This window comes from Lysinibacillus sp. RS11, from assembly GCF_042019215.1.
Taxonomy (GTDB): Bacteria; Bacillota; Bacilli; order Bacillales_A; family Planococcaceae; genus Lysinibacillus; species Lysinibacillus xylanilyticus_A.
Genome location: NZ_CP168124.1, coordinates 4,603,955 through 4,629,516, shown reverse-complemented (window position 1 = coordinate 4,629,516; position 25,562 = coordinate 4,603,955). Strand labels below are relative to the sequence as shown.

The following is a 25,562-nucleotide window of genomic DNA, read 5'->3' as shown; positions in this document are numbered from 1 at the left end:
TATTGAGGTTCTTTATGCCTATGAAAACTCAATAAATGCATAATTTTCAACTTTAGTATTATGCAAAAAAGACGGATTGTCAATAACAGATTATATAAGGCTTATTACTTAATAAATAAGAAATTAAGGTGTAAAAGTCCCTTTGTTGTTTAATGAGTTTTGAAGTTTTGAATAGGTCGAAAATGCCTGTTTAAAATATATAGTAAGTTGGTAAAGCGGAAGTCAACCACACGTTATGGTGATGAGCCTATACTTCAAATTATATGGTATAATATGGATTAAACTTACAGAAAACAAGGGGGATTGTTTGATGAGAAGGTATACTATTTCTGCATAGCGAAGGCTATTGCAATAAGATGAAATGGCCTTTGCTCTTCCTAAAAAATACGAATGTTTAGGAGTGCAATATGAGCTATAAAAAAGCAAAGCATATTCTACCAGTGGAGTTACTTGAGTTGATACAAGAATTTGTTGATGGTGAATATATTTATATACCGCGAAGAACAGAACATAAAAAGACCTGGGGATCCAGTACTGCAACTAGAAAAGAATTGGAAGTAAGAAATTCTAATATTTATAACGATTATCTATCGGGAGTGGATACGGGTACTTTAGGTGAAAAATATTATTTGTCCTCAAAGAGTATTCAAAGAATTGTACTAAAAGAGAAAAGAAGAAGAATAGAATAAGCCAGTGTGGTTTTTGACTGCAATGGCTTATTCTCTTTTATGAAATATGTATAAGGTTTTTTCTAGTAATATAGGTCAGCTATAATCTAATCAGCTTCTTTTGATTTCTATTCAAAAAATAGGAGAGAAAAAAATGAACTTTTCCAAATTATTAGGAACCACTTTCCCAACAGTACAAACTGAACAAATTAAATTAAGGAAGTTGAGATTGGAGGATGCCCCTACATTATTCAATTATTATTCAAATGAAAATGTATATCGTCATCTCGATTGGAATGGACCAGAAAGTTTAGAAAGATGTTATGAAGTAATGAATGCTTGGAATGAAGGCTATGATGAAGGTTGGATTTTACGTTTTGCTATTGCCAACAAAGTAACTGATGAAATTATTGGGACCATTTTCTTGAGTGAATTTGCAGGCAAACGAGCTGAAATTGGCTATGAATTATCTGAAGAATATTGGCATCGTGGTATTATGTCGGAAGCTGTTAAAGAAGTATTATCAATAGGATTTAATCAGTTAGGTTTAGTGAGAATACAGGCAATTGTTACGGAAGAAAATATAGCTTCAAAGAAGTTATTGACGAAATTCAACTTTAAGGAAGAAGGCTGCTTAAGACAATTTGAATGCCATAGTGTTACGGGAGAATGTAAAGATATGTTGATCTATAGTTTATTGCATACAGAGTTTTCGAAGAAGAATGACGAGTATTGATCTGTATTTTTTCACTTATATCAATAAGGACTAGGGGATGGCTATTAACAATTTATTTACAATCGACTGTGGTGAAGTATTACTAAGAGAATTTAGAATTGAAGATGTGGAGGCAATTTAGCTTGGACATAGCAATTAATAGTTTACAAGAACATGACGCAGGAGAATTGTATCAGTTTGAGAAGAATAATAGACTATTTTTTGAACAAATGGTACCTAGTCGTGGGGAAGATTATTATAAGTTTGAAACGTTTCAATTAAAACATAGAGAGCTATTAGCAGAACAACAAGAAGAAAAATCAAAATTCTATTTAATAAGGGACAACTCAGGCAATATTGTTGGAAGAATAAATTTAGTAGATATTGATACAACGAATAATATTGCAGAAGTTGGATATAGAGTAGGTAAAGAATATGGCGGCAAAGGGATAGGGGCTACAGCCTTAAAACTACTTTTAGAAACAGAGATCAGTGTACAAAAGATTAAGGCAAAAACAACAACAAATAATATTGCATCTCAAAAGGTTCTTGAAAAAAGTGGCTTTAAACAAATCTGTATAAGTGATGATATGTTCGAAATGAATGGTCAAATATTGCAGTTTATACATTACCTTTGGAAGAATGATTCTAATCATTAGCCGTCTGTCAAATTCAAATTTTTCAACGAGTTGTGATGATGAATAGGCAAGGTTAACAACATATTTAAATACAGAAAACATGAGGTTTGTTTTTTCAATCTCATGTTTTCTTTTTTGTGTTCAATACTAATTTTACTTGCAAAATAATAAAAATGTAGATATATTGTATATAAAGTATATATACAATATATCCTAGAGAGGTATTTGCATGCAAATTATAATTTCAAATAGCTCAAAAGAGCCAATTTATGAGCAAATTTATGCTCAAATCAAAAAGCTTATTTTAACAGGTGAATTACAAGAAGGGCAGGCATTGCCTTCTATGCGACAGCTTGCAAAGGATTTAGAAATTAGCGTTATTACAACAAAACGTGCTTATGAAGAGCTTGAAAAAAACGGGTTTATTTATTCGATTGTTGGAAAAGGTTCATTCATCGCCGAACAAAATAAGGAAATGATGAGAGAAAGAAAAATAAAGGTAATCGAAGAAAATTTGTTGATTGCTATCCAAAACGCAAAAGAAATGAATCTAAGCTTAGCAGAGCTTAAGGAAATGCTTACATTATTGTATACGGAGGATGCATGATGGAAAATGTTATTGAATTACAGCATATTCATAAATCTTTTAAAGGATTTGAGATAAAGGATTTTTCTATTAATGTGAAAAAAGGCTTTGTTACTGGATTTATTGGAGGAAATGGTGCAGGTAAATCAACGACGATTAAGTTGATTATGAACTTACTTAAGCAAGATAGTGGTACGGTTTCAGTGTTTGGCATGGATTATAAGAAGCATGAAAAAGAAATAAAGGAACGTATTGGTTTTGTCTATGATGAAAATATCTTTTATGAAAATTTAACGTTAAAGGATATGAAAAGGATTATTAAACCAGCCTATAAAAACTGGGATGATAACGCTTTTCAACGCTATGTTAACGAATTCGAACTGCCACTGAACAAAAGTATGAAAACATTTTCAAAGGGAATGAAGATGAAAGCTTCGTTAGCGATTGCACTAGCTCATCATGCGGAATTAATTATTATGGATGAGCCAACTGCCGGGCTCGATCCAATATTTCGTAGAGAGTTACTAAATATTCTACATGAACTAATGCAGAATGAAGATAGAACGATTTTCTTCTCGACGCATATAACAACAGATTTAGATCGCATTGCGGACTATATTACCTTTGTTCATAATGGGGAACATATTTTCACGAAAGAATTTTATAAAATTGAAGAAGAATATGCCATTGTAAAAGGGACATTAGATTTATTGGATCGTGAAACGGAACAGGAGTTTATTTCAATCCGAAAAACGAACACAGGTTTTGAGGCATTAACAGCGGATAAAAATCGTGTGATAAACATATTTGGAGATACTGTTATTGTGGAAAAGCCAACGCTTGAAGATATTATGTATTATACGAAAAAAGGACGGTAATTGTATGGTTAACCTTATACTTAAGGATATTATAATACAAAAGAATACGATAATATTCTACATTTCTACGATTATACTCTATTTGTTGGTAGATGTTTCGCCAATCTTCTTAGGAGTTTTATATAGTGTCGTATTTATCATGACTGCTTTTTCTACGGATGAAAAAGGTAACGCGAATATTCTTCTAAATTCACTTCCATATACAAGAAAGGAAGTCGTCAGTTCTAAATATATGGGTGCATTAATATTTACATCCGTTATTATTTTTATCATATATCTTGGCGATTTCTTCTTGAATGGAATGGGAGAAGTGTTTTTATGGAGAGAAATACTGCTTATTATGGGGCTTGTTATGGTTACAATATCTTTTATACTGCCAATCTCTTATAAATTCAAAAGCAAACATTTATTGATGATTTTAGTTGCTTTAGGTGGTATCTATCTAGTAACAATCACCATTTTACTTCCTAATCTCCATGATATATTAAGAGGGTTTGTTCAGAACTTCCTGACTTTACAAGAAACGCAAATGTATTTCGTAGCTATCCTTACAACGGTTATTTTATATATTGGATCGTGGCTACTGTCTATTCGTATATATGAGAGAAAAGCTTTTTAGGATGTAGTTTAAAGGAGGGTAATTGTGGATAAATCTAAAGCCCTTATTTCTACGTTAGTGACCTTACTTGGGATTTTTATTGTTTTTGGGTTATTGGATAAAATCGAAGTTGATGTAAGGGGAACTGACAATCTATCTGGAACTTTAGATAATGTAGGCATTACATTTATAAATTTATACAATATAGAAGCTTATAATATTGGTGCGAGTATTGCTGTAATGATCTCTGTATTATATTTGATTTTTGTTTTAGCTAATAAAAAGCCAGCAAATGAAAAATAACTTGATCCGATTAGACCAAGTTATTTATACATAATGATTCAAGATGGAGTTGCACCTCTTTAATAAAATGCTCCAAAAAACAGCTTGATCTCATAAAAATATGAGGTTGAAGCTGTTTTTGATTTTTACTGTGTATGCTCCTTTCTGTTTATCTTATGTTCAGTGTAATTGATTTAGGAAATATCTATAAATATAATATAATAAGGAGAAAGAATATTTTGTCTATTTTAAGAATGTGAAAAATTCAGAATGGTTGGCGTAAAATGCTAATTAAGTCGAATGAACAATTGCTTGTTTTACTGGATAATTTATTGCGTGAACCACAAAATTTTTGGAATGAATTTTATGATAAAACATTTAAAAAGATACCTTTCTTTGTTAATAAACCTGATGAAAATCTAGTCAGTTATTTAGAAAAAAAGATGATTCAGCCTAGTAAAGTTTTAGAGCTAGGCTGCGGTGCAGGACGAAATGCCATTTACTTAGCGAAGCAAGGTTGTTCAGTTGTTGGTGTTGATGTATCGGATAGAGCCTTACAATTGGCGCAAGAAAGGGTTGATAAAGCTAACATAAATGTAGAGTTAATTGGTTCCAATATCTTTGAGCTGGATCTACAAGAGGAGAGTTTTGATTTTATTTATGATTCAGGCTGTTTCCATCACATAGCCCCTCACCGACGTGTGACGTATATTGAATTGATTCATACATTATTAAAACCTAATGGATACTTTGCTTTATGCTCGTTTGAAGAACAAGGTGCATATGGTGGTTCTACCATCTCGGATGAAGAAGTTTATATTAAACGTAGTTTAGAAGGTGGATTAGGGTATACAAAAAATCAGCTAAGAGAAGTATTTCAGTCATTAGAAGCGCTTGAAATACGAGAAATGATAGCCATGTCTAATGAAGAGCCATATTTCGGGTTAGAAGGATTTTTAGTAGGTTTATTTAAAAAGAAATAAGCAGATGAAGTGCCAAATTTCATAGATACTTTAAGTGAAATTGATTATGAATATGTTCTGAAACCAGAGCTCATCTCTATTATGTCCTGATAGAGAGAAACCCTCAATCTGATTGAATGGAATCATAATAAAATTAAATAGAAGTTAGTTATTTTAAACTGTATAAATGAATCAGGCGTGTTGATTAGGAAAAAATAGGTTTATTTTTGAGCGATAAAAGGATTTTTTTATTGCTATTTTGCTAATATATTTTGATGTTAGTCTAAATAATGGACACAGAGAATTGGGAGTTTATAAAGTATAATAATCTTAACAATTTACGAGGAGTGTCTAAGATGACAAAACGAAAAAGTTATGACAAAGAATTTAAATTAGAGGCAGTACAATTAGTTGAAAGTGGCAAGAGGGTTGCCGAGGTTGCACGTGAGCTGGATCTTGCAGAACAGACATTACACAATTGGGTAAAGAAATTTAGTAAAGATGGCGAAGCTGCATTTGTTGGTAGTGGGAATTTAAAGCCTGAGGATAAGGAAAATAAAGAATTAGAAAAAAGAATACGTGACCTAGAAGAGGAAAATGCCATCTTAAAAAAGGCTATGGGCATCTTTGCAAAAGACCGGAAGTAGTTTACAACTTTATTCAACAGCACCGACATGAATTCCGTGTGGCAAAGATGTGCGAAGTATTAGGTGTTTCAAGAAGTGGTTACTACGAGTGGCTGAACCGATCAAAGAGTAATCAAAAAGAACGGAAAGAAAAGTTAACAAGCCAAATAAAACGAGTGTATTTGGACTCAAGAAGAAATTATGGTAGTCCGAAAATCACAAAACAATTGAATTCAGAAGGAGTCTCTGTATCGCAAAAAACAGTATCGCGAATTATGAAAGAAGAAGGCATTCGCTCAAAAACAGTGAAAAAATACAAAGCGACGACGAATTCAAAACATAATCTACCGGTATATCCAAATCTATTAGACCAACAATTTAAAGTAGAACGCCCTGGACAAGCGTGGGTAGCTGACATTACGTATATATGGACCAGTGAAGGTTGGCTCTATCTAGCAACGATTATGGAGTTGTTTTCAAGACGAATCATCGGTTGGGCAATGGATGAGAGAATGACAAAGGAATTAGTGATCCTCGCCTTAAAACGAGCAATCAGAACTCAGACTCCAACGCCTGAGCTCATTCATCATTCAGATCGTGGGAGCCAGTATGCGTCGAAGGAATACCAACAAGTATTACGAACTAACAAAATGATTACAAGTATGAGCAGAAAAGGAAACTGTTACGATAATGCATGTATCGAGTCATTTCATAGCGTCATCAAAAGAGAGTTAGTTTTTCATGAAAAGTATAAAACGAGAGATCAAGCCAAGAAAAGTATCATTGAATACATCGTTAGTTTTTATAACTACAAGCGTATCCATTCTTTTACAAATTATATGTCGCCCATTGCATACGAAAAGCAATATTTCAAAACTTCACAGAAAACTAAGGTCATATAATTAAACCCCTTTAACCTTACAAATAATTTAAGGGTTACGCCCCTTAAATTGTTTGTGAGGCGAGCAAGCGATAGCGCGCTTAGATTTAAAGCAAAATCTCAATTTTCCCTGTCCATTTTCTTGACATAGTATCAATTTCTATCTTAACTGATCAATAAAGGTGGATAAAAATGATTAATCAATACACCTGTGAATGAATATAACTTCCATTTTGATCTATTTTTTTTCAAAAAGGGAGTTTTTCTTTTATTATAAACACAACGCTTGCAATAAATGTGGTTTCTTTGAGCAACCACTACGAAAGAAAAATACATATGGTGTGGACCTTTTAGGTTAAATGTAGTTATGCAAAAATGAGGCAAGGGGGTCAAGGGAGTGTTTAATGATTTTAAGCTTATAGATGATCGTCCGGTATATGTGCAGTTAAAGGATTATTTAAAGGAAATGATTGTGAAGGGACATCTGCTGGAGCATCAAAAGCTTCCTTCTACCCGTGAACTAAGTAAATTATTAGCAGTCAGCAGAAATACGGTACTGAATGCATATGCAGATTTAGAGCAAGAGGGCATCATCTATGCGGTGAAGGGAAAAGGCAATTTTGTAGGAAAGGTCACAACATTGAAAACACCATCCATTGAATTGAACTGGAAGGAAAGACTTAATAAGGCTACCCTGTTAGCTGATGAATTAGATTTAATAAGGCAAGATATTCATTGGAAAAAAGGGATGATTTCATTCAATAGTGTTGCTCCGGAAGAAAAGCTATTTGACGTTGAAAATTTTAAGAGAGCTTTTTTGACGAGGATGTCTATGGAAGGGGATATCGTTTTGAATTATGGCTATGCGAAGGGCTATAAACCTCTAATCGAGTACCTCCTGCACTATATGGAAATAAAGGGCGTCGATATTTCCAATAAAGACATTTTGATTACGAATGGTTTTACGGAGGGACTGGATATTTTAATATCCTCCTTAGCTAAAAAATCTGGCCGAGTACTTTGTGAAAACCCTACACACCATGCTGCAATAAAGCTTTTTCGCTTACATGGACTTGAAATACACGGAATTGACATGCAGGATGATGGTATCGATATTGATCAAGTAGAGAAAAGCTTATTAGAAAAGGATTTTGATTTTGCATATTTAATTCCGTCCTATCATAATCCGACAGGGATCGTTACCTCCTCTGAAAAAAGGAATGCAATCATTCAACTTTTTTCGAAACACCAAATCCCTATTGTAGAGGACGGCTTTAATGAGGAATTACGTTATTCAGGCTCCCATTTAGCGCCGCTTATGACTTTCATTGGAGCGGGTAACAGTATTGTCTATATTAGTAGCTTTTCAAAAATTTTATTCCCAGGCTTACGTGTCGGTTGGATTTTAGCAGATAAGCAACTCATCCACTGTTTAGAAAGTATGAAAAGAGCGCGGACTATTCATACATCAACACTAGATCAGGCTGTTCTTTATCAATATTTACAAGACGGCTATTTTGAAAAATACTTAAAAAAGGCCAGATCGGTCTATAAGAAAAAATATGAACTAGCGCGTCAAGCTTGCAAGCAATACATTTCTTTTAAAAGAATGACTGGAGATGGTGGACTTCATCTCTTTATTGAGTTAGAGGAAGGAATAAACGCTCGGATCATATTGGAAAAGTGCTATAAAAGAGGAGTTGTTTTTTATCCTGGAGATGTTTTTTACACGAATGGTGGGGGAAGTAACACATTTCGATTAGGGTTTTCTCGGTTACAGGACGAGGATATTGTCCGTGGTATTCAAATCATTGGTGATACTTTAAAAAATGACATGGGGAGTTGAAAAAATGAGAGTTGGCGTTGTTATGGGAGGGGTATCCTCAGAAAAACAAGTCTCAATTATGACAGGGCAAGAAATGATTGCTCATTTAGATAAAAGTAAATATGAAGTTGTAGCAATTGAACTACATGACAAAAAAGAGCTTATAGAAAAGGTGAAAAACCTGGATATAGCCTTGTTAGCGCTTCACGGTGAATTTGGAGAGGATGGAACGATTCAAGGTGCCCTAGAAACGTTGGGTGTTCCATATACGGGAAGTGGGATACTATCAAGCAGTATTTGTATGGATAAAAATGTATCCAAAAAAATTCTTCGTTATGAGGGCGTTGAAACACCGGACTGGCTTCATTATTCAAATAGAGAAGAGCTTCAGTTAGATCAAGTAGAAAAAATGGGCTATCCTTTAGTCGTAAAACCAAATTCGGGTGGCTCTAGTGTAGGCGTACAAATAGTACATGATAGTGAATCTTTATTAGCCTCTGTTGCTGAAGTATTCAAATGGGGCTCTGAAATCATTATTGAAAAGTATATTAAGGGCGATGAAATAACATGTGCCATTATTGATGGCAAGCTTTTACCTATCATCTCAATTAGCCATACAGCGGCGTTTTTTGACTATAAGGCGAAGTATGATGATGCAGCAACGATTGAAGAGGTTGTTGAGTTACCGCCTGCAACCCATGAACGTGTTGCTAAAGCCGCAAAAGCCTGCTATAACGCATTAAAATGCAGTGTTTATGCCAGAGTTGACTTGATGGTGAAGGATGGAATCCCGTATGTCATGGAGGTCAATACATTGCCAGGGATGACCCAAAAAAGCTTGCTACCTAAAAGTGCACTTGCGGCTGGAATCAGTTATACGAAATTGTTGGATATGATAATTGAATCCTCCTTAAAGGTTAGGAAAAGCGAGTAAGTATGCATAATAAAAAAACACCTCTACGTTAACAGGTGATAATCCCTGTTTCAACAAAAGGTGTTTTTCAAATTCAGTTCTTATAAACTAAGCTTTCGATAATTCAATAAATCCTTGTCCAAACACATCTCTTACATCGTGAATGGCGATAAAGGCATCCTTGTCTATTTCTTTAACGATTTTCTTTAGCTTTACAACTTCCTGTTTACTAATGACAATATAAAGAATTTCTTTTTGCTCTTTCGTATAATAGCCATGACCTGATAGGACTGTGACGCCTCGATTCATAAAACCACTCACATGGCTGGCAATCTCTTCGGGCTTTTTCGAAATGATCGTAACTGCCTTTTTAGGGTTCACACCTTCAATTACAAATTCCATTACCTTCGTTCCGACATATAGCATAATAATAGTGAGCATTAATGCTTCTGCCCCAATAATAAAATAAGATGAAAAAGCAACAATTAAATCAAAGAATAATAAGCCATAACTAACACTCCAGCCTAGATATTTGTTCGTCATTCTAGCTAAGATTGTTGAACCTGCTGTTGTTCCACCAACTCTTATAATTAAGCCTATGCCAACGCCAGCAAAAACCCCGCCAAAAATAGTATTCACAATAATTTCATTTGAAGAAATAGACCATGATTCTGTCAAATGTAAAAAGAGTGAATGGAAGGATACGGCAATAATCGTATAAATCGTCGTTTGTCTACTTAAGAATCTATAACCAATCACTAATAAAACTGCGTTTAGCAAAAAGCTTACAATACTTGGCGACCAACCAAACAGATAAAACGCGATAATTGTTATACCTGTTACGCCACCTTCACCTAAATCATTAGGAATAACAAATAAGTTTACAGCCAGCGCAAAAAGCAGCGACCCAACCATAATCATTAAAATATCCATAATGTATTTCTTCATACACACACCACCATAAAAAATTGATTTTTTCCTAAAGAACATACTATATCAAGTTCTATTCATATTATATACTTTTTGGAATGTTCATTTGTGATAAATCTGTAATTGTTAGTATGTCCTTTGTCAGAGAGAAAATTGAATAGTATATTTGCGTAGAAGAGATGGCCAATGGTGATGCCGGAAATATTGGTGTAAATTGGGGTATTTTTGAAAAATTGCCTATATAAATATAGTAAGTTACACTATTAAGGAGGTCTAGGCTCTTAACATCTCGGAGGCATTGAAGTGGGGAGTTACTAAAAGTGCAGATAGCATTGCGTGTGGATAATGCTAACTGATGTTAGTCTAAATAATGGACACAGAGAATTGGGAGTTTATAAAGTATAATAATCTTAACAATTTACGAGGAGTGTCTAAGATGACAAAACGAAAAAGTTATGACAAAGAATTTAAATTAGAGGCAGTACAATTAGTTGAAAGTGGCAAGAGGGTTGCCGAGGTTGCACGTGAGCTGGATCTTGCAGAACAGACATTACACAATTGGGTAAAGAAATTTAGTAAAGATGGCGAAGCTGCATTTGTTGGTAGTGGGAATTTAAAGCCTGAGGATAAGGAAAATAAAGAATTAGAAAAAAGAATACGTGACCTAGAAGAGGAAAATGCCATCTTAAAAAAGGCTATGGGCATCTTTGCAAAAGACCGGAAGTAGTTTACAACTTTATTCAACAGCACCGACATGAATTCCGTGTGGCAAAGATGTGCGAAGTATTAGGTGTTTCAAGAAGTGGTTACTACGAGTGGCTGAACCGATCAAAGAGTAATCAAAAAGAACGGAAAGAAAAGTTAACAAGCCAAATAAAACGAGTGTATTTGGACTCAAGAAGAAATTATGGTAGTCCGAAAATCACAAAACAATTGAATTCAGAAGGAGTCTCTGTATCGCAAAAAACAGTATCGCGAATTATGAAAGAAGAAGGCATTCGCTCAAAAACAGTGAAAAAATACAAAGCGACGACGAATTCAAAACATAATCTACCGGTATATCCAAATCTATTAGACCAACAATTTAAAGTAGAACGCCCTGGACAAGCGTGGGTAGCTGACATTACGTATATATGGACCAGTGAAGGTTGGCTCTATCTAGCAACGATTATGGAGTTGTTTTCAAGACGAATCATCGGTTGGGCAATGGATGAGAGAATGACAAAGGAATTAGTGATCCTCGCCTTAAAACGAGCAATCAGAACTCAGACTCCAACGCCTGAGCTCATTCATCATTCAGATCGTGGGAGCCAGTATGCGTCGAAGGAATACCAACAAGTATTACGAACTAACAAAATGATTACAAGTATGAGCAGAAAAGGAAACTGTTACGATAATGCATGTATCGAGTCATTTCATAGCGTCATCAAAAGAGAGTTAGTTTTTCATGAAAAGTATAAAACGAGAGATCAAGCCAAGAAAAGTATCATTGAATACATCGTTAGTTTTTATAACTACAAGCGTATCCATTCTTTTACAAATTATATGTCGCCCATTGCATACGAAAAGCAATATTTCAAAACTTCACAGAAAACTAAGGTCATATAATTAAACCCCTTTAACCTTACAAATAATTTAAGGGTTACGCCCCTTAAATTGTTTGTGAGGCGAGCAAGCGATAGCGCGCTTAGATTTAAAGCAAAATCTCAATTTTCCCTGTCCATTTTCTTGACATAGTATCAAACTCCACAGCATTGCAGGAAGGGGCTTATTAATAATGGAGGTATTAATTTGAATATAGTACTTTGGATTATCGCAGGTATATTAGTTTGCGGTGGTTTAGTGATGGGAATTGGATTTTGGATGTTTAAGAAAGAAATAAATGAAGAGAATCCTGACTATATTGTACAATTCATCAGGGACAATATAGCTAGTGAAAATGTATCCTTAGCGATTAATTACAATAATGAGAAATGGGTAGATGTTAATACGAATAAGCAATTTCCTTTAGCCAGCACGGTTAAAATTATTATAGCCATAGAATATGCACAACAGGCAGCAGACGGACGTATAAGTCCTCAACAACAAGTTAGTTTAAAGGAATTAGAAACATTTTATATTCCAGAAACAGACGGTGGGGCACATGAAGCATGGATCTCTGAGTTAAATCAAAGCAAAAATATTGATAGCGTACCTTTAAGTGAAGTAGCAAATGGAATGATTGCTTACAGTTCTAATGCAAATACGGAATATTTAATGCGAGTACTAGGGCTTCAAAATATTAATGAGGTTCTAAAGAGTTTGGATCTAGTAGATCATGAACTTTTATATCCAAGCACAAGTGCAACGTATATTCCTACTCAATTGATGAATGAAAAGAATATAACTAAAGAAGAAACATTAAAAGTTATGAAAAATATGGATATGGCTGAATATCGGGATCGAGCGCTGAATATTCATTATAACTGGTTAAAGAATCCTCTTACTGATGAGGAGAAAAAACAGTCATTAAAAACTCTAAATATGGATATACAAAAAGTATGGTCTGATCGTTTGGTAAAAGCAACTACAGCGGACTACATTTCTATTTTAGAAAAGCTCAATAGTAAAAAATACTTTCATGAAGATGTACATAAGTATCTTGATCCAGTCTTGGAACAATTAATGCAAAATCCTAAAAATCGCGAATGGCTAACTCATGCAGGTCAAAAGGGTGGATCTACTGCATTTGTTTTGACACTAGCGTTCTATGCAAAAGATAAAGATGGTAATCAGACGGAGATTGCTTTTTTTGCTAATAACTTAAATATGATAGAACAAGCAAAATTATCTAAAAACCTGAATGGTTTTCAATTGAAATTTTTAAAAGAAGAGAAGTTTCGTATGCAACTAAAAAAAGAATTGTCCGAGATATAAAATTCTTGTATAGTACTGCAGGTGTGTTGTTTAACCACTTTTATTCATCACAAAGCTCTATTTCCACTACGGGTAATCCTCTCTGATATATGAAAATGAAGTACATTCCGTCCGTGCTTTGCATACGATAATTTTATCTACATTCAGCAAATGGTTTGTAATGAAAGCGAAGTTCCTACCTCTGAAGAAGCTGGGATGAATGCGGATGTGGTTTCTTTTCAGGGTATCCAAACATCTACTGAATGAAGAGATAGCCTCCGGCGGATGTCACGGATTTTGAAAGGATGTTAGCCTAAAACCTTCGCATCCTGCGAAAACGGCTAATTGACCTGCATCGGTAAAAACGCCACATCCTGTGGAATTACTGAAATGACCGACATCGTGTCGGCTCTCGTGCAGGCCTAGGCACAGGTCAAAATCCGGATGCATTGTTTATCTGTAGCGAAAGCGAAGCGTCAGCTACAATTACGCCAAGGCGAAATTGATAATATGTATGAGAGGATTGAAGTAAATGTACTATCCTTATTACGGAAATACATCGGTGTATAATTATGGTTATCAACCTGTGTACTGGGCTTATCCTAACAATGTAGCATATGATAACGGACCGAATTCCTTCTATTATGTCAACAATGGCAACAACAATCCCCAGCTAAAGGATTATGGACCAAAGCCCTTTGTCGTTAACATCGAAGAAGCTACTAAGCAGAACAATAATTACCGTACTACGCTATGGACGGGATCAAATTTGCAGGTTACAGTTATGAGTCTTAATGTTGGAGAAGATATTGGCTTAGAAATGCACCCTCATGTTGATCAATTTTTACGTATTGAACAAGGCAATGGAGTCACTCAGATGGGTCCTAGCAAAGACAATTTAAACTTCCAAAGAAATGTAAATGAAAATTTCGCAATAATGGTTCCGGCTGGTACGTGGCATAACGTAACGAATACAGGGAATATACCCCTAAAACTTTACACGATATATGCTCCGCCAAACCACCCATTTGGCACTGTACATGTTACGAAAGCAGATGCGATGGCTGCAGGTGATTAAGGTTTAATGAAAAAGACAACTCCTACTTAGAGAAGTTGTCTTTTTTGATGTCGTTTAAATGATATATAAATAGATAATAAGCCATTTAATGTTAAAAGAGTAACCATTAATATAGTCAAAAAGGCAATGTCAGGAGAAAAAGATCTAATAGTGTTCCAAGGTGATCCTGTACTATAACTTAATAACGGAACGGTGAAAATTGCCAAAACTAAAAGTATCATACCGAAAATACGCCATACACGTCTTTTTTTCGATTTTTTTGATTTTGCCTTTATTAGTAGGCAAATAAACATCGCGAAAAGTAAACATAATAGAGCAATTGTTATGAGTTGAATAGTAGGTTTATATTTAGGTACATCAACCGGTTCTTCTCCGTTTAAAATATTGATAATCCCTTGTTTAAGATATAGAAGTGCCTCTTCTTCTAATATATGGCTTTTATTAGTAAGAATCACACCGCCCCAACCTGTTTCTGGTATAAAAAATACTTCTGAACGTGCATCAGGGTTTGAACCAGAATGCCATATCATCTCTTCTTTTGAGTTTGGATTTGTGATTCGTACACCAAGGCCATAATATCGATTTTTACTAGTTTGAACGAGAGGGGATACATAAAGGTCCATAGCATTTTTGCTTAAAAAATTATTATTGTCAGATTGACTAAGAAGTCTAATGTATTGGACCATATCTGTTGCACTTGCTGTTATATATCCATATGGTGCCCCGCCATTATCGTAGGTTACTGAGCTTTTTCTTGGAAGACCAAACCATGACTGATAGCCAGATAAATATCCTTTTTTATAGGCCATGCTTTCATTAGCGGCTGCATTTTTCATCCCTAATGGTGAAAAAACTTGTTCTTCCATATACTCAGAGTAGGTTTGATTGGTAACTTCTTCGATGAGAGCACCAAGAATAGAAAAGTTAGCATTACTGTACTGATGTTTTTCCCCAGGTGCAGCAGTCAACTTAACATTCGATAAACTTTCTACATTGTCTTTTATAGCACTTAAATCTTTAGATTCTTTATCAGAAATAGATAAGCCAGAATAAGTGCTTATCCCACTAGTTTGTGTGAGTAAATGTTTGATGGTAATTTGGGATGCTGCTTGTTTATCTTTAAGCGTAAACCATGGAATATACTTTTGGACTGGATCATCTAATTGAACCTTGCCTTCATCAATTAATCTCATTATGCCTAAGCCTGTTAATGATTTACTAATAGAGCCAATTGCAAAAGGAGTGTCAGTAGTTACTTTTTCAGCAGATTCGCCCGTTACGCCCCACGATTTGGAGTAAAAAAGATCATTATTATGAACAATGGCAATAGATGCCCCAGGAATTCGCTGTTCTTTCAAAAAGTTTTCGACATAATTATCTAAAGTACGCTCAATATCTTGTTGTGCGGAAATTTGTGAGACTGGGAGAAATAGATTGAACGGAATAAATAATAAACATATTAATATAACTTTAAATATCGGAAATGTTTTCATCGTTATTTCACCTATTTCTTCTAATAAATTTTACTGCAAGTATAGATATTGAAAAGGAAATAGAAATACTCATTAACATCAGTAAGGAATTCCACCAAGCATTATTAGAAATTTGGTAGACAATATGATAATCAAATGTTGCGTTCATATGTTGCGGGTTAAAGGAATCCGTTAAAAACATTGATAGTATTAGTTGGGAGCCAAGATAGGCAACAATAAAAGTACAAAATCCAATAATTAATGATAATCCTGGTCTACTTTTCCGTATTTGTTGTATTTCCGAATGAAGGTCGATCCCCTTAATCTCTAGAAAATCTTTAATAAATGTCGTAGTATCTCCCAATTCATCTATACTATCTATTCCATAGTCACGACATTCTTGAATATGTTCTACCAGCTGCTGTTTGATATTCCTTCTTTCTGTTGTGCTGATACGATACTGTTTCAATTCCTTTAGGACTTCGTTTAAATATTGCTTTTCTGCTAAACTCAATTCCATAGTCATTCAAAAAGTTCTCCTTTCAAACCACTTTGCAGTAGTGATTTTATATCTTGTTGTAACGCCAACCACTCGCTGATTTTTTTTTGAAGATACACTTCTCCTTTTTCATTGATTTCATAATAAACTCTAACCTTCCCGTTGTCCGTCATTTCACGGTAAGTATCAACCCATTCATGATCCTTCAGCTTAGTCAAAATGGGATAAATGCTGCCTACTCCTTTCAGTTTTAAGTTGTGTTTTTCTAACTCCTTCATAATTTCATAACCATAACTTTTTTTCTGCGACAATATAGACAACACGCACATTTCTAAATGACCTTTTATTAAACTTGTTCTATCCATAAATTGACTTTAACAAAAGTATATACTTCTTTCAAGTATATGTTTTTGTTACGAATACTTTTGGGAGGACATAAAATTTCAAAGCATATATCATGCAGCATAAAGGAAATGTGGTATTTTAAGTTCAAGAACGCTAATTTTATTCATTGGAGGATTATATGAATGGAATATCAACTATTAGTAGACGAAATTGAAAATTTAGTGGAATTACTAACTCAAAATAAGTGGATTCATCATGTTGACCAAATTTTAAAAGAGGAATCTATTCGAAAAGCGTATGCAGAAGGATACTATCACAACGATCGCGAAACGCATTGGATTATTGATAATGAAGAAAAGGTTGGGATTATCATAATTCATGACATAAATGACACAATCCCATTATTCGATATCCGTTTAGATGCACGTTATAGAGGAAAAGGATACGGGGTAAAGACACTTCTCTGGTTACAAGATTACTTGTTTGAAGAAAGAGGTAAGATTCGTATTGAAGGTTATACGAGAGTTGATAATATTGGTATGAGAAAATGCTTTACGAAAGCAGGTTTTGTGAAAGAAGGTTATTTAAGAAATGCTTGGGAAAATGCAGATGGTACGGTGACAGATAGTATCTTATATGGTGCAATTAAAGATGATTGGATGTTAGGTAGAACAACGCCTATAAAAATGGATGATGTACCCTATTAAAAATTTTAGGTTAGAAAAGGGTGTAGTGGAATGTACACAGAAAAAGATTTGCTAAGAGCTTTAAAAAAATCCTGGTCAAGTCAATCAAGTTCAAAATGGAGTCTAGATAATCCGGCAAGAGGACAATGCGGAGTTACTGCATTAGTTGTAAATGATATTCTTGGAGGCGAGATTTATAAAACATGGCTTGATGAAGGCTGGCATTTCTATAATATGCTCGCAGGGGAAAGAAGAGATTTTACAGAAGAGCAGTTTTCGTACAACCTCGAATATCAAGACCTTTGTTCAAGCAGAGAAGAGGCTTTTCAAGATACCAATGATGCTCAATATAGCTATTTAAAATCGCAAGTTTATGAGAATTTAGGACAAGGATAGAGAGTCGAAGGCAGAAATGTTGGTATCACAACAACTCTGCTAAATCTCGTTTCCTCCATGGTGAGGTTTACATTGGATGAAAAATATCAAACATATCTCATTCTAATTTGTCTGATTCTCTTGATAGTTTAGTATGGCATAGTACTATTTTGATTCCAGCTTAGCGATTCATCCTGTGATAAAGTAATCTTTGAACTTTTGCGGAAGTGTTTTTTTGAATGATAATTCACCTTTGTTCATTTCTATATTTAGCTATTCACCAAAAGTTGGAGATGGAATATTCATGCAATAATACATCCTGTTGCCCCGACGCCCTCAGGAAAACGCTCAGCAGGAACGAAAATCACCCTATTTTATAGTGATGAGCCATATTAATTTAAATTTATTCTTTTGTTTATAGTTAAACAGAGATGTTGTTAAGATAACATCCTTGCTTTTTTTAACATTAAACAAACTTGTTGACGTAAATTAAACCAGCGTGTTACTATTATCTCGAATTCAAGATAACTGAATTCGAGATAAATGAATTCTAACCTTTTAATCCGGGTGGAAAGTTTAACTTTTCACATCATAAGGAGGTAATCATAATGGGTTTTTTAAATAAATTTTTCAGTTCAAAAAAAGAGGAGGAAAAAACAATGGCAGAATTAAATATCGGGATTATTATCGGATCAACACGTGAAGGGCGTGTTAGTCCACAAGTAGCACAATGGGTAAAAGAAATCGCAGATCAACGAGGAGATGCTAATTATACAATTATTGATATTGCGGATTACAAATTACCTTTACTAGGTGAACCAGAGCAAGATGCTTCAGGCGCTCAAGGTTGGTCAGAAATTATTGCAAAACAAGATGGGTTTGTATTTATCGTACAAGAGTACAATCACTCTATTACAGGTGCTCTAAAAAATGCACTAGATTATTTACGTGTAGAATGGAATAACAAAGCTGCAGGTATTGTATCGTATGGTTCTGTAGGTGGTGCACGTGCAGCTGAACATTTACGTGGTATTATGGGCGAGCTTTTAATTGCAGATGTCCGTGTACATCCAGCATTGTCACTATTCACAGACTTTGAAAATGGTACTGATTTTAAACCAAAAGAGGTACAAACAGATTCTGTTAACCAAATGTTAGACCAATTAATTCCTTGGTCAAAAGCTTTATATACAATTCGTTAACTTCTTTCAGCAAAAGTATTTTGTACCGAAAGCGTAGCGACAGGTACAGAAGTCTCCCACCTCTATAGGTGGTGAATTGAATGCGAATATAAGCTGTTTTTCAGCGGGTGTCCAAACGCCCGCTGAAATAGAGGAACTCAGTCTAAGAACGCCACGTCCTGTGGCGACGACTGAGTGACCAACATCACGTTGGCCCAAAGCTCCGGCGGATGTCATGGAATCGGAAAGGAGTTCAATAAAGGATGTTAGCCTAAATTCATCGCATCCATGCGATAACGGCTAACTGACCTGCATCACGCAGGCCTAAGCACAAAGCCGATTCCAGACGCAATTATGCCAAGGCATAATTGATTTTTGTTCAAAGATTGAGGTAGAACGGTATTGGATAAAGTATAGGTGAGAAATACATTTATCATGAAAGGGACTGTTAACATGAAAAAACATACTGCGGGTATTCACCATATCACAGCCATTGTAGGGCATCCACAAGAAAATATTGATTTTTATGCTGGTGTTTTAGGCCTTCGTTTAGTTAAACAGACGGTAAATTTCGATGACCCAGGCACATATCATCTTTACTTCGGTAACAAAGGTGGTAAGCCGGGGACAATTATTACATTCTTCCCATGGGCGAATGCTTATCAAGGTCGCATTGGTGATGGTCAAGTTGGTGTAACTACTTATGTTGTACAAGAGGGAGCACTATCTTATTGGACTAATCGCCTTGCAAAATTCGCTATTCCATTCCAAAAAGCAGAACGCTTTGGTGAACAAGTAATACAATTTGATGATCCACACGGACTTCATATTGAATTAGTGGCACGTCCAGAAGGCGAATTGAATGAATGGACATTTGGTGAAGTAACTCCTGAGGTTGCGATTAAAGGATTTGGTGGTGTAACACTTTATTCAAGTCATCCTGAAGAAACAGCAAAAGTTTTAACTGAAGTCATGGGACTTGAAAAAGTAGCAACGGAAGGTGAGTATACTCGTTACAAATCTAGCGCAGATATTGGTAATACAGTAGATTTAAAAGTTGTTCCTGGTATGCGTGGTCAAATGGGAGTCGGAACAGTTCATCATATTGCTTGGAGAGCCCAAGATCATGCGGACCACCTAGAATGGCAAGAGTATGTAATGAATCATGGACAACATGTAACTGAAGTGAAAGATCGTAATTATTTTAATGCGATATATTTCCGTGAACCTGGTGAGATTTTATTTGAAATTGCGACAGATCCACCTGGATTTGCTCATGATGAAACACCTGAGACAATGGGTAGCCAATTAATGTTACCAGCTCAATATGAACAGCATCGTGAACAATTAGAAAGAACATTAATTCCAATCGAAGTGCGTGCGCTTGATTAAGGAGGATGAGTCGTTTGATTTCGATTGATCCTACTAAAAATACTGAGCGTGAAAACTATAAATTATTAATTGGCAGTATTATTCCGAGACCAATTGCCTTTGTTACGACGAAGTCAGAGCAAGGAGTCATCAATGGCGCACCTTTTAGTTTCTTTAATATTGTGTCATCAAATCCACCTATGATTTCTCTAGCGGTTCAAAGACCACAGGAGCGCTTAAAAGATACCGCTCGACATATTCATCATCAGCAACAATTTGTTGTGCATATTGTAGATGAGGGGAATGTTAAGCAGGTGAATGAAACGGCAGCTTCATTACCTGTAACTGAAAGTGAAATTGATAGAGCTCAATTTACATTAACCGATAGCCAGTGTATATCTGTACCAGGTATTAAAGAGGCAAAGGTTCGAATGGAATGCAGCTTAGTACAGACGATTCCTTTGATGAATGGTGACGAACAGACAGGTGATTTGTTCATTGGTCAGGTTGTACAATTTCATATAGATGAAACCATTTATAATGAAGGTCGTATTGACCCGAGGGAATTAAAAGCGGTTAGCAGACTGGCTGGCTCAAATTACGCAAAAAATGGAGACATATTTGCGCTAGAACGTCCTCAATAAAAAATGCGAAAATGTTGATATAACAGCATTTTCGCATTTTTTGTTTTATTTTTTTATTAAAATTCCTTCTATATTCAGTAAATCTCCTTTTGTTAAAAGGACATCGGTTGCTTTTACATTGGTAGCTACTTGTTTTTTATGTTTCCCGCCTGGGATAACTGCATCAACGCCATCTTGATCTAATAACCAAGCAAGTGCTAGATTTGGTAATGTGGTTTCCTTTTCCTCAGCAATTTTCTTTAATGCATCCACTTTTACTAACGTACGCTCAAATAATTCATCTTGGAATAAAGGATCTGAAATTCGCCAGTCTCCTGTATTTAATTTAAAGTCTTTTGTATATTTTCCACCGAGTAGGCCATATGCAAGTGGACCATATGGAATAAATGAAATCTCCTTTTTTACACAGTATGGCAATAAATCTTGTTCTGCTGATCGATTCAACATATTGTATGGAGATTGTAAGACAGCAATATCATTATGCACATTCGCTTCTATAAGCTGATCTAATGTTACGTTTGAAATGCCTATTGCTCGGATTTTTCCTTCTTCTTTCAAGCGTGATAATTCACCAATCGCCTCAGCAAGAGGAGTTTCATTATCCGGGAAATGTAAATAGTAAAGGTCTACATAATCCATCTGTAGTCGGTTCAAGCTATTTTCGAGTGCACTTCGTAAATATTGCGGATGATTATTTGTCTTTACTGAACCATCCTCAAACCAATGTCTACCTCCCTTTGTCGCTAAAACGAAATCTTCCCTTGGATATTTCTTTAATACTTCGCCGACGAGCTCTTCTGAACGCCCTGTTCCATATATGTCTGCTGTATCAAAAAAATTTATCCCTAAATCAAGTGCAGCTGAGACTAGCTCCTTCCCATCTTGTTCATTTAAGTTTTCATATAAGTTATGTCCACCTACAGCATTCGTCCCAAGACCAATTTCTGAAATGTTGATATTCGTTTTTTTTAATGTATGGAATTTCATATTCCTACCTCCTCGCTTTTCTGTAATCAGAATAGAGTAAAAAAATTAAATTACCAACATACATAGCTGCAGTTTCATATATAGAAACAAATGCGTTTTAATTGCAAATAGAACTTTCCAAAGAAATTAACATTATGTTAAAAGATAATGGATTTCTTCTGTCAATTGCTGACTTGCCTCCACTAATTTTTTTGCAAACGAACGAATGGCAGTTTTCTTAATTTGTTCCGTTGAACCATGCAAAGCAATCGCACCGAGGACCTTTTCATTCACATAAATCGGGACGGCAATACAACATTTACCTAGATTCGTTTCTTCATGATCAACAGCATATCCTTGTGCTTTAATGACCTGTAAGTGAGGAATCAAAAGACCATAATCATAGAAGGTTTTTGCTGTAAATGTATTCAGTTCAATACTATTTAATAGTTCACGTTGTTTTTTAGGTGACAGATGAGCTAATACTACTTTTCCAAGTGCGCTTGAATGCATGGGTGTTCGAGTATCGATTGCGTGAAAAGCAGGCTGTTCAAAAGGCTCCCTGATCACATTTTTTATCACCATCTCACAATCTTCCAAAATACCAATATAAGTCGTTATTTCTTCTTGCCGGGCTAATTGATAGGGCGCTACGAGAGATGTCCACTGGATATCTTTATGCCAAAATAAATGTTCATCCCTAAAAATATGCGGATTTAATTGATAATACTTATGATATTTAATCACATAGTTCATTTTTTCTAGTGTATAAAGCATGCGAAAAACGGATGTCTTGTTCATTGATAATTCTTCCATAATTTCAGTTAATGTAAGAGAATGTTTTTGACGTAATACATCCAAAATCAAAATGCCTTTTTTTAATGTCGATACTTCATAGGACTCCATTTTGCCCGCTCCTAACTTCTAAAATAATTTAATCTGTACGTGTGAATTATTAATAGTTACATTTTTAATATTATAAAGGCAATCATTTATTTTTTAGCATAAGCAAAACTCAAATTTGTAAAGTAGTAGACAATTAAAGCAAGAAATCCCATTATTCATATTTTGAAACCCTCACATATGGAAATTGAAGCATCTTCTATCGTCGCGCTTCCCTGTAAATTAATAACCTGAGATCGGTAAATTCTGTATAAAATAATATGTCGGATAGCTTCATTTTAAGCAAGGTATTAATTGAGTCAATAATCTTATTATTGACTCAATTCTAAAAGATAGATAATATAATAATTATTTTAAAAAATGTATAAATATTATGTTTACTATTTTTATTGAATACGGAGTGGTTATTATGGCAAATTTTTTACGAACAAAGTCAATCGAGCAAGCCAATAAAATAACTGAAGTTGAACGCTTTAAACTTAAACGTGAACTGGGATCGTTGCAATTATTGCTGTATGTACTAGGAGCCACAATTGGAGCGGGGATTTTTGTACTGCCAGGAACTACAGCTGCTTTACATGCAGGTCCTGGTGTCGTTGTTTCTTTCCTAATTGGGGGTCTTGTAACAATTGCAGTTGGACTTGCTTATGTCGAATTCGCAGCGATGGTACCTGTCGCCGGGAGCGCTTATACTTATTCTTATATTGCATTAGGTGAAATTATTGCTTGGATAATCGGTTGGGACTTACTATTAGAGTTTATCGTTATTTCTAGTACAGTTGCAGTTGGTTGGAGTGGATACGTCAATTCGTTTTTACAATCGGTGGGAATTCACTTGCCAGGAGTTTTAACAAAGGATATTGCTCATGGTGGGATTGTGAATCTACCTGCTGTGGCTGGTTGGCTTATTGTGGCTTGGATTGCACTAAGCGGAATTAAAAATGTGGGCCGATCAAATATGTTATTTACAGCTGCAAAGGTTGGCGCGATTATCTTATTCCTTGCTATTGGGGCTTTTCACGTTAACCCTATAAACTGGACACCATTTACACCGTTTGGCTGGTCAGGTGTAATGGCGGGAGCGGCATTAGTGTTCTTTGCTTTTACTGGATTTGATGGTGTAACAACTGTTCTGGAAGAAGTAAAAAATCCGCAAAAAACAATACCAAAAGCTTTAATTGGTGGTTTAAGTGTATTAACGCTTATTTATGCACTTGTTGCACTAGTATTAACAGGTATTGTACCATCCCCTGAGTTAGATGTTCCAAATCCTACTGTATATGCACTACAATCTGTTGGTATTCAATGGGGAGGTGCTATCATTGCAGTATCAGTTATTTTTGGATTGCTTGCTACGATGATTGCCAATACAACTAGTGCGACACGCGTGCTGTTTGCAATGAGCCGTGATGGACTTCTACCAGAACGTATTGCACAAACAAATAAGAAAACAGGAGTACCTGTATTATCAACTTTAATTGTGGTTGGAACAGGAATTCTCTTATCAGGATTTTTATCGATCGGAGAATTAGCGGAATTTGCTAATATCGGCGGTTTAACTGCTTTTGCTTTAACAACAGTTAGTGTTGTTGTCCTTCGCTATACACGACCAGATCAACCACGTGTATTCAAAGTACCAGCGTTATGGCTTGTAGCAACTGTAGGTGTTGGAGGATGTCTTGTATTAATTTTTAGTCTCCCATTATTTACGATACTACGCTTTTTGTTATGGTTGGCAATAGGTTTAGTTATTTATTTTGCCTATGGATATAAACATGCTAAAATGAACGCTAAAAATGAAAATCTATAAATGTGACATACACCCCTTTGGTTCTAAAGGGGTGTTTTTATAACTAACTAACTAACTTACATACAGAGCTGGACGCACATTCTTGTTCATACCAACATATTATAGGTTTAAATTTCCTGACATGCCCAGGCATCAATCTCAACCTTTAGGGTAGGGGCAGCGAGTGCTACTACGTAAATTAATGTCGTACATGGAAGGTGATCACCAAGAAAATCACTTATTATTTGTTTTCTTTGATCTGCATTCATTTCCCCAACGCAATAAAAGACTAGCTTCGTTAAATCTTGAATTTCCATATTTGCACTTTCAAGATTCTTTCGGATATTTTCTAATGCTAACTTCATTTGAGCTAATGGCTCTTCAGGTACAGTCCCGTCTTTCTCCATTCCTATTTGTCCAGATAATGTTAACCATCTCTGTGGTCCTGTCACCTCAATCTGATGTACATAAGGAGCAACTGGTAGATGAATGTCCTCCGGGTTTCTTGCAACTTTCATATAATCAATCCTTTCTATTATGGTGAAAATTGTAATGATAATATCATACTAAAACTAATTCTAATTTTACTACCATCATGAAAGAACTTACATTGGATATGGTGGTTGAAAAGGTTATAATAGAATAATAGAATCAAGGCTTATAACGCTGATACAGCTTTCAATAAAGTACAAAAGTAGTGTCATTAATTTTTATTATGATAAGGCATACAATTCTTTTCGCTCCTTGGATTAATTATTTTCTAATAAGACTTAAAAAGCGCATGCATTTAAGTGGTAATAGGAATAATATTCCAATGAAGGAGGGAAATTACATAAGGATGATACGTAATGTTTTAC

28 protein-coding genes are annotated in these 25,562 nt (G+C 35.1%); 21 read left to right on the top strand and 7 right to left on the bottom strand.

Translation table 11 applies throughout. The features are described 5' to 3' along the window. Positions 1 to 407 precede the first annotated feature (407 nt). The 11 genes from AB9L17_RS23900 to AB9L17_RS23850 all read left to right on the top strand — a co-directional run bounded on the left by AB9L17_RS23900 (position 408) and on the right by AB9L17_RS23850 (position 9,592). Positions 408 to 689 (top strand): CD3324 family protein, encoded by a 282-nt coding sequence (locus AB9L17_RS23900; RefSeq protein ID WP_375199885.1) that lies wholly within the window; start codon positions 408 to 410, stop codon positions 687 to 689. A gap of 133 nt (positions 690 to 822) precedes the next feature. Beyond that, a complete protein-coding gene (locus tag AB9L17_RS23895; protein ID WP_068985072.1) occupies positions 823 to 1,404 on the top strand; it encodes a GNAT family N-acetyltransferase in 582 nt (193 codons plus the stop codon). Between the two features lie 122 nt (positions 1,405 to 1,526). Then, positions 1,527 to 2,042, top strand: coding sequence for a GNAT family N-acetyltransferase (locus tag AB9L17_RS23890; protein WP_375199884.1), 516 nt, complete (start codon positions 1,527 to 1,529; stop codon positions 2,040 to 2,042). Positions 2,043 to 2,250: 208 nt separating this feature from the next. Further along, entirely contained in the window at positions 2,251 to 2,628 is a 378-nt protein-coding gene (locus tag AB9L17_RS23885; RefSeq protein WP_068985070.1) for a GntR family transcriptional regulator, read from the top strand. Beyond that, complete coding sequence (locus AB9L17_RS23880; protein WP_223555908.1) at positions 2,628 to 3,485, top strand: ABC transporter ATP-binding protein; 858 nt, start codon at positions 2,628 to 2,630, stop codon at positions 3,483 to 3,485. Before AB9L17_RS23885 ends, AB9L17_RS23880 begins: the two co-directional genes overlap by 1 nt. A gap of 4 nt (positions 3,486 to 3,489) precedes the next feature. Further along, positions 3,490 to 4,104: an ABC-2 transporter permease gene (locus tag AB9L17_RS23875; protein WP_375199883.1), complete on the top strand. Its 615-nt coding sequence runs from the start codon at positions 3,490 to 3,492 to the stop codon at positions 4,102 to 4,104. Positions 4,105 to 4,128: 24 nt separating this feature from the next. After that, a complete protein-coding gene (locus AB9L17_RS23870) occupies positions 4,129 to 4,386 on the top strand; it encodes a hypothetical protein (RefSeq protein WP_068985068.1) in 258 nt (85 codons plus the stop codon). 263 nt (positions 4,387 to 4,649) lie between these two features. Continuing rightward, complete coding sequence (locus AB9L17_RS23865; protein WP_223555905.1) at positions 4,650 to 5,348, top strand: class I SAM-dependent methyltransferase; 699 nt, start codon at positions 4,650 to 4,652, stop codon at positions 5,346 to 5,348. A gap of 335 nt (positions 5,349 to 5,683) precedes the next feature. Beyond that, positions 5,684 to 6,855, top strand: a protein-coding gene (locus tag AB9L17_RS23860; RefSeq protein WP_375199370.1) for an IS3 family transposase whose coding sequence is annotated in 2 segments (ribosomal slippage) — positions 5,684 to 5,945 and positions 5,945 to 6,855 — 1,173 coding nt in all. Because the reading frame shifts where the segments join, the coding sequence is not laid out codon by codon here. Between the two features lie 375 nt (positions 6,856 to 7,230). Further along, a complete protein-coding gene (locus AB9L17_RS23855) occupies positions 7,231 to 8,679 on the top strand; it encodes a PLP-dependent aminotransferase family protein (RefSeq protein ID WP_223555903.1) in 1,449 nt (482 codons plus the stop codon). A gap of 4 nt (positions 8,680 to 8,683) precedes the next feature. Beyond that, positions 8,684 to 9,592, top strand: coding sequence for a D-alanine--D-alanine ligase (locus AB9L17_RS23850; RefSeq protein WP_223555901.1), 909 nt, complete (start codon positions 8,684 to 8,686; stop codon positions 9,590 to 9,592). Positions 9,593 to 9,679: 87 nt separating this feature from the next. On the opposite strand, the gene AB9L17_RS23845 is transcribed toward AB9L17_RS23850, so the two are convergent. Beyond that, a complete protein-coding gene (locus tag AB9L17_RS23845) occupies positions 9,680 to 10,519 on the bottom strand; it encodes a YitT family protein (RefSeq protein WP_068985064.1) in 840 nt (279 codons plus the stop codon). Positions 10,520 to 10,937: 418 nt separating this feature from the next. Between AB9L17_RS23845 and AB9L17_RS23840 the strand changes: the two genes are divergently transcribed. The 4 genes from AB9L17_RS23840 (at position 10,938) to AB9L17_RS23825 (ending at position 14,474) form a co-directional block, all read left to right on the top strand. Continuing rightward, positions 10,938 to 12,109 (top strand): IS3 family transposase gene (locus AB9L17_RS23840; protein ID WP_375199370.1). Its coding sequence is split into 2 segments (ribosomal slippage): positions 10,938 to 11,199 and positions 11,199 to 12,109, totalling 1,173 coding nucleotides; the frame shifts between segments, so codons are not numbered across the junction. Positions 12,110 to 12,292: 183 nt separating this feature from the next. Beyond that, positions 12,293 to 13,417 carry a serine hydrolase gene (locus tag AB9L17_RS23835; RefSeq protein ID WP_223555898.1) on the top strand — a complete coding sequence of 375 codons (1,125 nt, stop codon included), beginning with the start codon at positions 12,293 to 12,295 and terminating at the stop codon, positions 13,415 to 13,417. Between the two features lie 423 nt (positions 13,418 to 13,840). Then, the gene (locus AB9L17_RS23830; protein WP_263297580.1) at positions 13,841 to 13,966 is read left to right on the top strand and encodes a hypothetical protein; all 126 of its coding nucleotides are present in this window, start codon (positions 13,841 to 13,843) and stop codon (positions 13,964 to 13,966) included. After that, a complete protein-coding gene (locus tag AB9L17_RS23825; RefSeq protein WP_068985063.1) occupies positions 13,929 to 14,474 on the top strand; it encodes a cupin domain-containing protein in 546 nt (181 codons plus the stop codon). The genes AB9L17_RS23830 and AB9L17_RS23825 overlap by 38 nt, the downstream gene beginning before the upstream one ends. Positions 14,475 to 14,500: 26 nt before the next feature. Here AB9L17_RS23825 and AB9L17_RS23820 read toward each other — a convergent pair whose 3' ends face one another. The 3 genes from AB9L17_RS23820 to AB9L17_RS23810 are packed head-to-tail and all read right to left on the bottom strand — an operon-like array spanning position 14,501 to position 16,810. Next, positions 14,501 to 15,967, bottom strand: coding sequence for a serine hydrolase domain-containing protein (locus AB9L17_RS23820; protein ID WP_223555895.1), 1,467 nt, complete (start codon positions 15,965 to 15,967; stop codon positions 14,501 to 14,503). A 7-nt stretch (positions 15,968 to 15,974) separates the two neighbouring features. Beyond that, positions 15,975 to 16,472, bottom strand: a complete 498-nt coding sequence (locus AB9L17_RS23815; protein ID WP_223555893.1) for a hypothetical protein — start codon at positions 16,470 to 16,472, stop codon at positions 15,975 to 15,977. Next, the gene (locus tag AB9L17_RS23810; protein ID WP_223555890.1) at positions 16,469 to 16,810 is read right to left on the bottom strand and encodes a PadR family transcriptional regulator; all 342 of its coding nucleotides are present in this window, start codon (positions 16,808 to 16,810) and stop codon (positions 16,469 to 16,471) included. The genes AB9L17_RS23815 and AB9L17_RS23810 overlap by 4 nt, the downstream gene beginning before the upstream one ends. A 162-nt stretch (positions 16,811 to 16,972) precedes the next feature. On the opposite strand from AB9L17_RS23810, the gene AB9L17_RS23805 reads away from it, so the two are divergent. The 5 genes from AB9L17_RS23805 to AB9L17_RS23785 all read left to right on the top strand — a co-directional run bounded on the left by AB9L17_RS23805 (position 16,973) and on the right by AB9L17_RS23785 (position 21,047). Next, entirely contained in the window at positions 16,973 to 17,497 is a 525-nt protein-coding gene (locus tag AB9L17_RS23805; protein WP_223555888.1) for a GNAT family N-acetyltransferase, read from the top strand. 30 nt (positions 17,498 to 17,527) lie between these two features. Continuing rightward, positions 17,528 to 17,872, top strand: a complete 345-nt coding sequence (locus AB9L17_RS23800; RefSeq protein WP_223555886.1) for a YunG family protein — start codon at positions 17,528 to 17,530, stop codon at positions 17,870 to 17,872. A gap of 587 nt (positions 17,873 to 18,459) precedes the next feature. Beyond that, entirely contained in the window at positions 18,460 to 19,053 is a 594-nt protein-coding gene (locus AB9L17_RS23795; protein WP_068985057.1) for an NADPH-dependent FMN reductase, read from the top strand. 432 nt (positions 19,054 to 19,485) lie between these two features. Then, on the top strand, positions 19,486 to 20,424 hold the full coding sequence (locus AB9L17_RS23790; protein WP_068985056.1) for a ring-cleaving dioxygenase: 939 nt from the start codon (positions 19,486 to 19,488) through the stop codon (positions 20,422 to 20,424). 14 nt (positions 20,425 to 20,438) lie between these two features. Then, positions 20,439 to 21,047, top strand: a complete 609-nt coding sequence (locus AB9L17_RS23785; RefSeq protein WP_223555885.1) for a flavin reductase family protein — start codon at positions 20,439 to 20,441, stop codon at positions 21,045 to 21,047. Positions 21,048 to 21,092: 45 nt separating this feature from the next. Here AB9L17_RS23785 and AB9L17_RS23780 read toward each other — a convergent pair whose 3' ends face one another. Together AB9L17_RS23780 and AB9L17_RS23775 are read right to left on the bottom strand one after the other, a co-directional pair. Continuing rightward, entirely contained in the window at positions 21,093 to 22,034 is a 942-nt protein-coding gene (locus AB9L17_RS23780) for an aldo/keto reductase (protein WP_223555883.1), read from the bottom strand. 132 nt (positions 22,035 to 22,166) lie between these two features. Continuing rightward, complete coding sequence (locus AB9L17_RS23775; protein WP_375199882.1) at positions 22,167 to 22,919, bottom strand: IclR family transcriptional regulator; 753 nt, start codon at positions 22,917 to 22,919, stop codon at positions 22,167 to 22,169. Positions 22,920 to 23,325: 406 nt separating this feature from the next. On the opposite strand from AB9L17_RS23775, the gene AB9L17_RS23770 reads away from it, so the two are divergent. Further along, entirely contained in the window at positions 23,326 to 24,726 is a 1,401-nt protein-coding gene (locus AB9L17_RS23770) for an amino acid permease (RefSeq protein WP_068985052.1), read from the top strand. A 107-nt stretch (positions 24,727 to 24,833) separates the two neighbouring features. Here the strand turns inward: AB9L17_RS23770 and AB9L17_RS23765 are convergent, their stop codons facing one another. After that, positions 24,834 to 25,223, bottom strand: a complete 390-nt coding sequence (locus AB9L17_RS23765) for a RidA family protein (protein ID WP_068985051.1) — start codon at positions 25,221 to 25,223, stop codon at positions 24,834 to 24,836. Positions 25,224 to 25,562: the final 339 nt, after the last annotated feature.

Excerpts from the sequence above, each read along its gene's own strand:
- AB9L17_RS23805 (WP_223555888.1), top strand. The coding sequence starts at position 16,973 with ATGGAATATCAACTATTAGTAGACGAAATTGAAAATTTAGTGGAATTA.
- AB9L17_RS23780 (WP_223555883.1), bottom strand. The coding sequence starts at position 22,034 with ATGAAATTCCATACATTAAAAAAAACGAATATCAACATTTCAGAAATT.
- AB9L17_RS23815 (WP_223555893.1), bottom strand. The coding sequence starts at position 16,472 with ATGACTATGGAATTGAGTTTAGCAGAAAAGCAATATTTAAACGAAGTC.
- AB9L17_RS23765 (WP_068985051.1), bottom strand. The coding sequence starts at position 25,223 with ATGAAAGTTGCAAGAAACCCGGAGGACATTCATCTACCAGTTGCTCCT.
- AB9L17_RS23790 (WP_068985056.1), top strand. The coding sequence starts at position 19,486 with ATGAAAAAACATACTGCGGGTATTCACCATATCACAGCCATTGTAGGG.
- AB9L17_RS23845 (WP_068985064.1), bottom strand. The coding sequence starts at position 10,519 with ATGAAGAAATACATTATGGATATTTTAATGATTATGGTTGGGTCGCTG.
- AB9L17_RS23900 (WP_375199885.1), top strand. The coding sequence starts at position 408 with ATGAGCTATAAAAAAGCAAAGCATATTCTACCAGTGGAGTTACTTGAG.
- AB9L17_RS23830 (WP_263297580.1), top strand. The coding sequence starts at position 13,841 with ATGCATTGTTTATCTGTAGCGAAAGCGAAGCGTCAGCTACAATTACGC.
- AB9L17_RS23810 (WP_223555890.1), bottom strand. The coding sequence starts at position 16,810 with ATGGATAGAACAAGTTTAATAAAAGGTCATTTAGAAATGTGCGTGTTG.
- AB9L17_RS23820 (WP_223555895.1), bottom strand. The coding sequence starts at position 15,967 with ATGAAAACATTTCCGATATTTAAAGTTATATTAATATGTTTATTATTT.
- AB9L17_RS23795 (WP_068985057.1), top strand. The coding sequence starts at position 18,460 with ATGGGTTTTTTAAATAAATTTTTCAGTTCAAAAAAAGAGGAGGAAAAA.
- AB9L17_RS23875 (WP_375199883.1), top strand. The coding sequence starts at position 3,490 with ATGGTTAACCTTATACTTAAGGATATTATAATACAAAAGAATACGATA.
- AB9L17_RS23865 (WP_223555905.1), top strand. The coding sequence starts at position 4,650 with ATGCTAATTAAGTCGAATGAACAATTGCTTGTTTTACTGGATAATTTA.
- AB9L17_RS23885 (WP_068985070.1), top strand. The coding sequence starts at position 2,251 with ATGCAAATTATAATTTCAAATAGCTCAAAAGAGCCAATTTATGAGCAA.
- AB9L17_RS23850 (WP_223555901.1), top strand. The coding sequence starts at position 8,684 with ATGAGAGTTGGCGTTGTTATGGGAGGGGTATCCTCAGAAAAACAAGTC.
- AB9L17_RS23895 (WP_068985072.1), top strand. The coding sequence starts at position 823 with ATGAACTTTTCCAAATTATTAGGAACCACTTTCCCAACAGTACAAACT.
- AB9L17_RS23800 (WP_223555886.1), top strand. The coding sequence starts at position 17,528 with ATGTACACAGAAAAAGATTTGCTAAGAGCTTTAAAAAAATCCTGGTCA.
- AB9L17_RS23770 (WP_068985052.1), top strand. The coding sequence starts at position 23,326 with ATGGCAAATTTTTTACGAACAAAGTCAATCGAGCAAGCCAATAAAATA.
- AB9L17_RS23775 (WP_375199882.1), bottom strand. The coding sequence starts at position 22,919 with ATGGAGTCCTATGAAGTATCGACATTAAAAAAAGGCATTTTGATTTTG.
- AB9L17_RS23825 (WP_068985063.1), top strand. The coding sequence starts at position 13,929 with ATGTACTATCCTTATTACGGAAATACATCGGTGTATAATTATGGTTAT.
- AB9L17_RS23880 (WP_223555908.1), top strand. The coding sequence starts at position 2,628 with ATGGAAAATGTTATTGAATTACAGCATATTCATAAATCTTTTAAAGGA.